This window comes from Alkalibaculum sporogenes (genome assembly GCF_009362815.1).
Lineage (GTDB): Bacteria > Bacillota > Clostridia > Eubacteriales > Alkalibacteraceae > Alkalibaculum_A > Alkalibaculum_A sporogenes.
Map to the genome: position 1 here is coordinate 101180 of NZ_WHNX01000012.1, position 8278 is coordinate 109457.

General features: G+C 32.8%; 10 protein-coding genes and 1 pseudogene. All 11 read left to right on the plus strand.

Annotation, left to right across the window (positions count from 1 at the left end; genetic code table 11):
* The first annotated feature begins 145 nt into the window (after nt 1-145).
* Nucleotides 146-967, plus strand: a complete 822-nt coding sequence (locus GC105_RS09340) for an ABC transporter substrate-binding protein (RefSeq protein ID WP_152804027.1) — start codon at nt 146-148, stop codon at nt 965-967.
* Between the two features lie 68 nt (nt 968-1035).
* Complete coding sequence (locus GC105_RS09345; RefSeq protein ID WP_246169805.1) at nt 1036-1695, plus strand: amino acid ABC transporter permease; 660 nt, start codon at nt 1036-1038, stop codon at nt 1693-1695.
* A gap of 11 nt (nt 1696-1706) precedes the next feature.
* Nucleotides 1707-2459 (plus strand): amino acid ABC transporter ATP-binding protein, encoded by a 753-nt coding sequence (locus tag GC105_RS09350; protein WP_152804029.1) that lies wholly within the window; start codon nt 1707-1709, stop codon nt 2457-2459.
* 189 nt (nt 2460-2648) lie between these two features.
* Nucleotides 2649-3308 (plus strand): HAD hydrolase-like protein, encoded by a 660-nt coding sequence (locus GC105_RS09355; protein ID WP_152804031.1) that lies wholly within the window; start codon nt 2649-2651, stop codon nt 3306-3308.
* A gap of 405 nt (nt 3309-3713) precedes the next feature.
* Entirely contained in the window at nt 3714-5741 is a 2028-nt protein-coding gene (locus GC105_RS09360; protein ID WP_152804033.1) for a penicillin-binding transpeptidase domain-containing protein, read from the plus strand.
* A gap of 313 nt (nt 5742-6054) precedes the next feature.
* Nucleotides 6055-6192, plus strand: a complete 138-nt coding sequence (locus tag GC105_RS16865; protein ID WP_193708356.1) for a hypothetical protein — start codon at nt 6055-6057, stop codon at nt 6190-6192.
* Between the two features lie 212 nt (nt 6193-6404).
* Nucleotides 6405-6557: a hypothetical protein gene (locus tag GC105_RS16870; RefSeq protein WP_193708353.1), complete on the plus strand. Its 153-nt coding sequence runs from the start codon at nt 6405-6407 to the stop codon at nt 6555-6557.
* Between the two features lie 245 nt (nt 6558-6802).
* The gene (locus tag GC105_RS09365) at nt 6803-7105 is read left to right on the plus strand and encodes a nucleotidyltransferase family protein (RefSeq protein ID WP_152804035.1); all 303 of its coding nucleotides are present in this window, start codon (nt 6803-6805) and stop codon (nt 7103-7105) included.
* A complete protein-coding gene (locus GC105_RS09370; RefSeq protein WP_152804037.1) occupies nt 7095-7481 on the plus strand; it encodes a HepT-like ribonuclease domain-containing protein in 387 nt (128 codons plus the stop codon). The genes GC105_RS09365 and GC105_RS09370 overlap by 11 nt, the downstream gene beginning before the upstream one ends.
* Nucleotides 7482-7808: 327 nt before the next feature.
* Nucleotides 7809-7988, plus strand: a complete 180-nt coding sequence (locus tag GC105_RS16875; RefSeq protein WP_193708354.1) for a hypothetical protein — start codon at nt 7809-7811, stop codon at nt 7986-7988.
* A 25-nt stretch (nt 7989-8013) separates the two neighbouring features.
* Nucleotides 8014-8211 (plus strand): annotated as a pseudogene (locus GC105_RS09375) (IS256 family transposase); the annotation flags it as partial.
* Nucleotides 8212-8278: the final 67 nt, after the last annotated feature.

Consider the following 8278-nt stretch of genomic DNA (forward strand, 5'->3'; position numbering starts at 1 on the left):
TAATATGGAAAAAGAAAAATTGGTAAACATAGTAAAGGCAAGGGTATAAAGATACCACAAGCTAAAAAGTTATGTATTTATATGCAAATTTATGATATACTTTTCATATTGTAATGAAACAAAGGATTGAATTAGGGGGAGAAAAATGAAAAAAAGTATTTTAATTATTACAGTCTTATTAAGTGTTTTATTATTATTTGCTGCCTGTACATCTGATGCGGAAGAAACAAGTGGAGATAATGGAGACGTAAAGAAGGTTTTAACGATAGGTGTAGATGACACGTATCCACCAATGGAATACAGAGATGAAAACAATGAATTAGTAGGATTTGATGTAGCATTAGCTAAGGCTATTGGTGAAAAGTTAGATATGGAAGTGAAGTTTATTTCTACTGGATGGGACGGTATATTTAGTGGATTAAAAACTGAAAATTACGATGCAATTATCTCATCAGTTAGTATTACACCTCTTAGATTGAAAGAATTTGATTTTTCAGATGCTTATTTATCTAATGGACAAGTAATAGTTGTTAAACCTGGAGATACTTCTGTCACAAAACCAGAAGATTTAGCAGGAAAGAATGTTGGGGTTCAGATTGAAACTACGGCTGATGTTGCAGCACAAAAATATAAAGAAGAAAATGATTTCGAAATTATTAGGTATGACGAAATTATTCAAACCTTCAATGCAATGAAAGCAGGACACGTCGATTACATAGTAGTAGATTACCCCGTGGCAATTGAATACGTGAAAAACGACGTTAGTAGTTTTGAAATTTCTACAGCACAGTTAACAAATGAACCTATCGGAGTTTGTTTGCGTAAAGGTGACAAAGAATTACAAGAAAAAATAAACGGTGCACTAGAAGAATTGAGAGCTGATGGAACTTTAAAAGCAATTTCAGAAGAATGGCTAGGATCAGACTATACAACTGATATTGACTTAGAATTAAATGTGATTGAATAAACTGATATAGGCTTGCTTCGATTATCGTAAGCAAGCCTATTTTAAACAATTGAAAGGAAGAGATTAGTTTGTTGACAGAAGCACAGATGATGTCTATTCTTAATGGTACGCTTTTAACCGTTAAAATTACTATATTTGCAATGATTGCGGGTGTATTGTTGGGAATGATTATTGCATTAGGTAGAATCTCTAAAAATAAAATATTAAATGCAATTTCTTGGTTTTACGTATGGGTATTTAGAGGAACGCCCCTTTTACTACAATTATTCGTTGTATATTATGCACTGCCATTGCTTACATTAGATTTGTTTGGCTCACCTATAAAGTTGCCTGGCTTAACTGCTGCTTATTTAGCTTTTACTATCAATACAGCAGCATATCTAGCTGAAGTATTTAGAGCAGGAATTCAATCTATAGATAAAGGTCAATTAGAAGCAGGAAAGGCTCTAGGTATGAGCTATAATCAGACTATGTTTAAGATTATAATACCTCAATCTATACGTAGGCTGATTCCACCTATGGGTAATGAGTTAATTATGCTAATAAAGGATACTTCCTTAGTCGCTTCAATAGCCATGTTCGACTTACTTAGATCTGTTAATCAAATGGCCAATGCTACTGGTAAAACACATTATTTTTTATACGCAGCGGGAATTTATTTGTTCTTTACTACTATAATTCAGTATGCATTTGGTAAGATTGAGAAGAAATATGCAGCATATGAATAGGAGAAAAGTAGATGATTAAATTAGAACATGTGTATAAGTCCTTTGGAAAATTAGAAGTATTGAAAGATATTAATTTAGAAGTCAAGCAAGGGGAAGTAGTATGTGTTATTGGACCAAGTGGATCGGGAAAAAGCACTATGCTTCGTTGTTTAAATCACTTAGAGCGAATAACTAGTGGTAAAGTATATATAGAAAATGAGATTGCAGATGAACGGTTAAACGATAAAGATGTATTAAAGATATCCCAAGAAAAAGTTCAACAACTTTGTACTGAATTAGGGATGGTTTTTCAAAGATTTAACTTATTTCCTCATTTAACGGTTCTAGAAAATGTAATGATAGCACCAAAAATTGTTAGGAAACAAAACCAGGAAGAAATCAAGAGTATAGCTTTAGATTTATTAGATATGGTTGGTTTAGCTGATAAGAAAGATGAATACCCTTCTAGACTATCAGGTGGACAACAACAAAGAGTTGCGATAGCTAGAGCTTTGGCTATGAGGCCAAAGATAATGTTGTTCGATGAACCAACATCTGCATTAGATCCAGAACTTGTAGGAGAAGTTTTAGAAGTAATGAAGAAATTGGCACATGAAGGAATGACCATGATAGTAGTAACACATGAGATGGGTTTTGCAAAAGAAGTAGGTACACGTGTGATATTTATGGACGAAGGTAGGATAATTGAAGAAGGAAATCCAAAAGATATATTTGATAATCCAAAAGAAGATAGAACAAAGAGTTTCCTAAAAAAAATCTTATAAAAGGCAGTTGGAACTGTCTTTTTTTTTGAGTATGAATGTGATGATTTTCTACTCAATAAAAATAGAAAGGTTATAGGGAAAATACCCATATCGTATTTAGGTGGGTGTTTAGGCTGTAAAGCCACTTTTTTTATATAATAGACACGAGAAAAGAGCGACGATAATAAAACAATTGGTCAGGAGATTGAAATGAAAGATTATAATACTATATTATTTGATTTAGATGGAACTATAATAGATTCTGCGGCAGGTATAACAAAATGTGTCCAATTTGGACTTTCCAAGATTGGAATATACGAAGATAACTTAGATAAGTTTAGAGTTTTTTTAGGTCCTCCTATGATTGATTCTTTTATAAAGGTATGTGGATTAAGTAAAGAAGATGCATATAAGGCTATGGATTATTCAAGAGAATATTTTTCTAAATACGGTATATATGAAAGTGAACTATTCTCAGGTATTGTTGAAATTTTAGATGTCTTAAAAGACAGAAAAAAGAAACTTATGGTAGCGACAGCAAAACCAATTCACTTTGCTTTAGATTCGCTAAAGCATCATAAACTAGAAAAATATTTTGAGTTTGTAGCAGCAAGTCCAGCGACTGGTAACGAGGATATGAAATCTAAGATAATTAAGAAAATATTTAATGAGTATCCTCAGTTAGATAAATCAAGTGCAGTTATGATTGGGGATAGAGAACACGATATAATTGGAGCAAGAGAAAATACTATTGATTCTATAGCCGTCACATATGGATACGGATCTATTGAAGAGATAACATTGGCCAAACCAGATTTTACAGTCGATTCAGTCTATAATCTAAGACAAACACTATTAAGCAGAATCTGAGAAAAACCTGCATAGATTAAGTATGCAATAGACATAACTACCATAATTTATGATATAATATTCGAAACAGCAGATTGTTCGCAGAAGTCATATGGTTTTCCGTGCTTGCACGAGAAAAACAAATGACTTCTATGAACGAGTGCCAACGACCGAAACCCTGAAGGGGTTGAGGATAATCTGCGTAGGATAAAGTAGATCGCTAAGTGCGACTACTCAAATATATGATATAATATTCGAAACAGCAGATTGGCTCGCAGAATTCAAACCATTTTCCGTGCTCGCACGAGAAAATGAGAGGAATTCTATGAGCAAGTGCCAACGACCGAGACAGCATGCTGTCTCGGTGAAATCTGCGTTGGGAAAATAAAATAGTGACTATTTTCACTTAATTTAGGAGGTACAGTAATGTTTAAGAAACATATTATAGTTTTAATAGGTCTATTAATTATGCTAATATTTACTGGGTGTGTTAATAAAAGTCCTGTTAAAGAATTTGAACAGTATGCTAAATCATGGCAAAAGCAAGAGTATGTTGATATGTATGAAAAACTTTCAATTGAAGATAAGGAAGCAATATCTTTAGAAGAATTTGTTGTAAGCTATAAAGAATTTTATAATAACTTAGGTATTAAATCAATTAAAGTTGAGGTTCTTACTGATGAAAAAGAGTTGAAGGATGAAATAGAGCATAACGATCAAGTTACATTACCTTTTGAAGTGAACTTGGAAACTTTATATGGAGAAAAGTCATATAGTATGGATGGGATCGTTCTTAGAGAAGAAGTGGATGGTGGTAAAGAAAAGTGGAGCATTGACTGGGATTATAATATGATATTTAAAGATATGGAAGAGGGAGACACTATCGTAACTAGAAGTGTAACTCCTGCAAGAGGCGAGATATTAGATCGAAATAATAAAAAAATTGCCGAGAATAGTAATGTAATACAAGTAGGAATAGTTCCGGGTAGACTTGGAGAAATGAAGGATGAGATAATTAGTGATTTATCTAGTGCATTCGATATAACTACAGAGTATATTAACAGTAGATTAGAGCTATCTTGGGTTAATGATGATACTTTTGTTGATTTGATAAAGATTCCCAAAGGGCAGTTAAATGTTATAGAAAAATTAAATAATAAAAATAATGGTGCTACATATAAAGAAATAGGAGATAGGGTATATCCTTATAAAGAAATTGCGGCGCATTTAACTGGATATCTAGGGTATCCAAGTGAAGACGATATGAAGGAACTTGAGCCACTTGGCTTTACTGCTAATGATAGGATAGGGAAGACTGGCCTTGAAAGAATTTTTGATGAAAAATTGAGAGGTATCCCAGGGATGAAAATTGCTATGGTTAGTGCAAGTGGCAAGGAAAAAGAAATTTTTTCTGAAGAGCCTGTTAAAGATGGAGAAGACCTAAAGTTGACTATCGATATTGATATGCAAACAAAACTTTATAATCAAATTAAAAACGAAGAAGGAACTGCTACGTCAATGGACTACAAGACTGGTGAGGTAATGGCTTTAGTAAGCTCGCCTTCATATGATCCTAATAAGTTTATTTTAGGTATTAGTGCTGAGAATTTGGCATCACTTCAGGAAGCTGAAGACAAACCTTTGTTAAATAGATTTACTAAAGTTTACTCGCCAGGATCTACTTTTAAGCCAATTACTGCTGCAATTGCACTTAATGAAAAAAAGATAGATCAAAATTTTTCTATTGATACTAGAGGGCTACAGTGGCAGAAAGATGCTTCATGGGGAAGCTATTCTATCACAAGGGTAACAGACCCAGGAGGGTCGGTAAATCTAGATAAAGCTATGATTTATTCTGATAATATATTCTTTGGTAGGGTTGCATTAGAGATTGGTGAAGATACTTTTGTTGAAAAAGCCAAGGATTTTGGAATAGGAGTAGATCTAAATATAAGATATGGAACTGATAAGTCCCAATTGGCTGCTAGTGATGATATTTCGAGTGAGGTATTATTGGCGGATACTGGCTACGGTCAAGGTCAGGTATTAGTTAATATACTAAATATACCTAAAGCTTACTCCGCTTTTGTAAATAAAGGTAGTGTTGTTGAACCAAAGTTAATAATGGATAGTGAAGAACCTAAGTTTACGAATATTATAGATGAGGATATAGCAGAAAAGATATTTAATATAATGATTAGGGTAGTTGAAGATAGTGCAGGTACAGGTCGTGAAGCACGTATTTCAGGAAAAACTATTGCAGGAAAAACAGGGACTGCTGAGGTAGGGACTATTGAAAATTCAACTACAAAAGAAGAACTTGGATGGTTTGCTGCTATTGACAAATCTGATGAACAACCGTATATAACTGCTGTGATGATTGAGAATGTTCATGGTAGGGGAGGAAGTCATGTGGCTATTCCTTTGGTTAGAAAGTTTATTGAGAGTTATTAGAGATGAAAGAATAAAGATGAAAGAATAAAGATGAAAGAATAAAGATTAAAGAATAAAGATTAAAGAATAAAGATTAAAGAATAAAGATTAAAGACGTACATTATAGAGTTAGAGATAGCGTATTTTTAAAACAAACGCAAACACGCTGTCGCATACTGTATGAAAGAACTCGAAGATAAACTAAATTTTTGAAACTCGCTACGCTCAAACAGTCAAAAATTCTTAACGTTTATCTTCTCCTTCTTTGAATTTAGCGAAGCTATCGTATTGCTAATGTTTTTAAAATACTCTATATATTTTTGTGCTTTGTTCTATGTTTTTGAAGATAAAGACCAAAGACAAAGACAAAGACAAAGACAAAGACAAAGACAAAGACAAAGACAAAGACAAAGACAAAGACAAAGACAAAGACAAAGACAAAGACAAAGACAAAAGACAAAACCTTACATGATAGAGTTAGAGGTTAGAGTATTTTTAAAACAAACGCAAACACGCTGTCGCAGACTGTATGAAAGAACTCGAAGATAAACTAAATTTTTGAAACTCGCTACGCTCAAACAGTCAAAAATTCTTGACGTTTATTTTCTCCTTCTTTTGAATTTAGCGAAGCTATCGTATTGCTAATGTTTTAATAATACTCTATATGTTTTTGTACTTTGTTCTATGTATTGGAAGACAAAGACCAAAGACAAAGACCAAAGACCAAAGACCAAAGACAAAGACCAAAGACAAAGACCAAAGACAAAGACCAAAGACCAAAGACAAAGACCAAAGACCAAAGACAAAGACCAAAGACAAAGACAAAGACCAAAGTAAAGACTCACTTCCAACCTTCTCACTTTCCATTTACCCATCCTATAACCGTCGGAAAAAGATATTGACATGGTAATAAAGTGAAAATTTTCAGTAGGCGTTTTTTTAGGTAAAAAACAATTTGAAAAAAATTCGAGTACTCTTATCCAAGAAAAAGCAGAGATTATTTGGGAATGAAAAAGTAAGGTTTGTAGACAATAGGATTGGAAATGGTTATAATATAAGAAAGTTAGGAGGGCAAATGTGTTATGGGACAAGGACGATATTCAATTGATGATTTGAAAGAAATTATTGTACCAATTGCAGAAAAGTATCATATATCTAAAGTTTATCTTTTCGGCTCATTTGCTCGTGAAGATAATAATGAACAAAGTGATATAGACCTTCGGATTGAAAAAGGAGAACTTAAGGGAATGTTTGCTTTGTGTGGATTTTATGCAGAAGTAGAAGAGGCTTTGAAAATGAAAGTGGATATATTAACCACTGGAAGTTTAGATGAAGAATTTTTGAAAGAGATAGAAAAATATGAGGTGATGTTATATGCAGGGTAACAGAAATGCATATGTTCTGAGCCATATAGTGGATTATTGTAATGAAATCAACAATACTATAGAACGGTTTGGAAATAATTATGAAATTTTTTCAAACGACAGTGTATATCAGAACGCAGTAGCCTTATGTGTATTGCAAATTGGGGAACTAACAACGCAATTCACTGAAGATTTTAAAAACACATACAATGAAATTCCGTGGAACCAGATTAAGGCATTAAGAAATATGGTAGCACATAATTATGGTAAAATTGATAAAGAGATTTTATGGGAGACTATCTCAAACGATATTCCAAATCTAAAATACTATTGCATTAGAATCAAAAAACAGTTTGAATCTATATTGCAAGAATGCAAAAGTGAGGAAAAAGAGTAACTTAATTCTGGCTTTTATTGTTTTGTAATTTGCAGGGCTATCGCATGAAAAAATATAGAAAAGATAGTAATAGAGTTTCTATTACTACCTCGACCCACATCTCATACCGTACATGATAAAGTTCGCGTTAGCGTATTTTTAAAACAAACGCAAACACGCTGTCGCATACTGTACGAAAAGAACTCGAAGATAAACTAAATTTTTGAAACTCACTACGCTCAAACAGTCAAAAATTCTTGACGTTTATCTTTTCCTTCTTTTGAATTTAGCGAAGCTATTGTTTTCTAGTGTTTTTAAAATACCCTATATGTTTTTGTGGTTTGTTCTATGTATTCGAAGAAAAAGATAAAAGACAAAAGACAAAAGACAAAAGACAAAAGACAAAAGACAAAAGACAAAAGACAAAAGACAAAAGACAAAAGACAAAAGACAAAAGACAAAGGTAGTGTAATTAATCTTGTGTCTATGGTAAAAAACAACTCTTTCTTGGCAAGAATTCAGATATGAATTTAATCAAGAAGGAGTTATTTTTATGGCAATTGCAAAAGAACAGCTAAGAGAGATTATTAAAGAGAATGGAATCGATAATGTAAATGACATTTATTCATTCTTCAAAGAGAGTTTTAAAGATATGCTACAGGAAATGTTAGAAGCTGAAATGGATGTATCTCTAGGGTATCCTAAAAATGATAAAGGAGTGTATTTGTCAACTGAAAAGTGGTCCAAATATTAATTCAAAAACGGTCCACTACTTCTTTCCATTTATCCATGCAACTGTTTCCTCATAACGATGACTT

Coding starts and splice junctions, on each gene's coding strand:
- GC105_RS09350 (WP_152804029.1), top strand. CDS start 1,707: ATGATTAAATTAGAACATGTGTATAAGTCCTTTGGAAAATTAGAAGTA.
- GC105_RS16875 (WP_193708354.1), top strand. CDS start 7,809: ATGTATTCGAAGAAAAAGATAAAAGACAAAAGACAAAAGACAAAAGAC.
- GC105_RS09340 (WP_152804027.1), top strand. CDS start 146: ATGAAAAAAAGTATTTTAATTATTACAGTCTTATTAAGTGTTTTATTA.
- GC105_RS09365 (WP_152804035.1), top strand. CDS start 6,803: ATGGGACAAGGACGATATTCAATTGATGATTTGAAAGAAATTATTGTA.
- GC105_RS09355 (WP_152804031.1), top strand. CDS start 2,649: ATGAAAGATTATAATACTATATTATTTGATTTAGATGGAACTATAATA.
- GC105_RS09370 (WP_152804037.1), top strand. CDS start 7,095: ATGCAGGGTAACAGAAATGCATATGTTCTGAGCCATATAGTGGATTAT.
- GC105_RS16865 (WP_193708356.1), top strand. CDS start 6,055: ATGTTTTTGAAGATAAAGACCAAAGACAAAGACAAAGACAAAGACAAA.
- GC105_RS09360 (WP_152804033.1), top strand. CDS start 3,714: ATGTTTAAGAAACATATTATAGTTTTAATAGGTCTATTAATTATGCTA.
- GC105_RS16870 (WP_193708353.1), top strand. CDS start 6,405: ATGTATTGGAAGACAAAGACCAAAGACAAAGACCAAAGACCAAAGACC.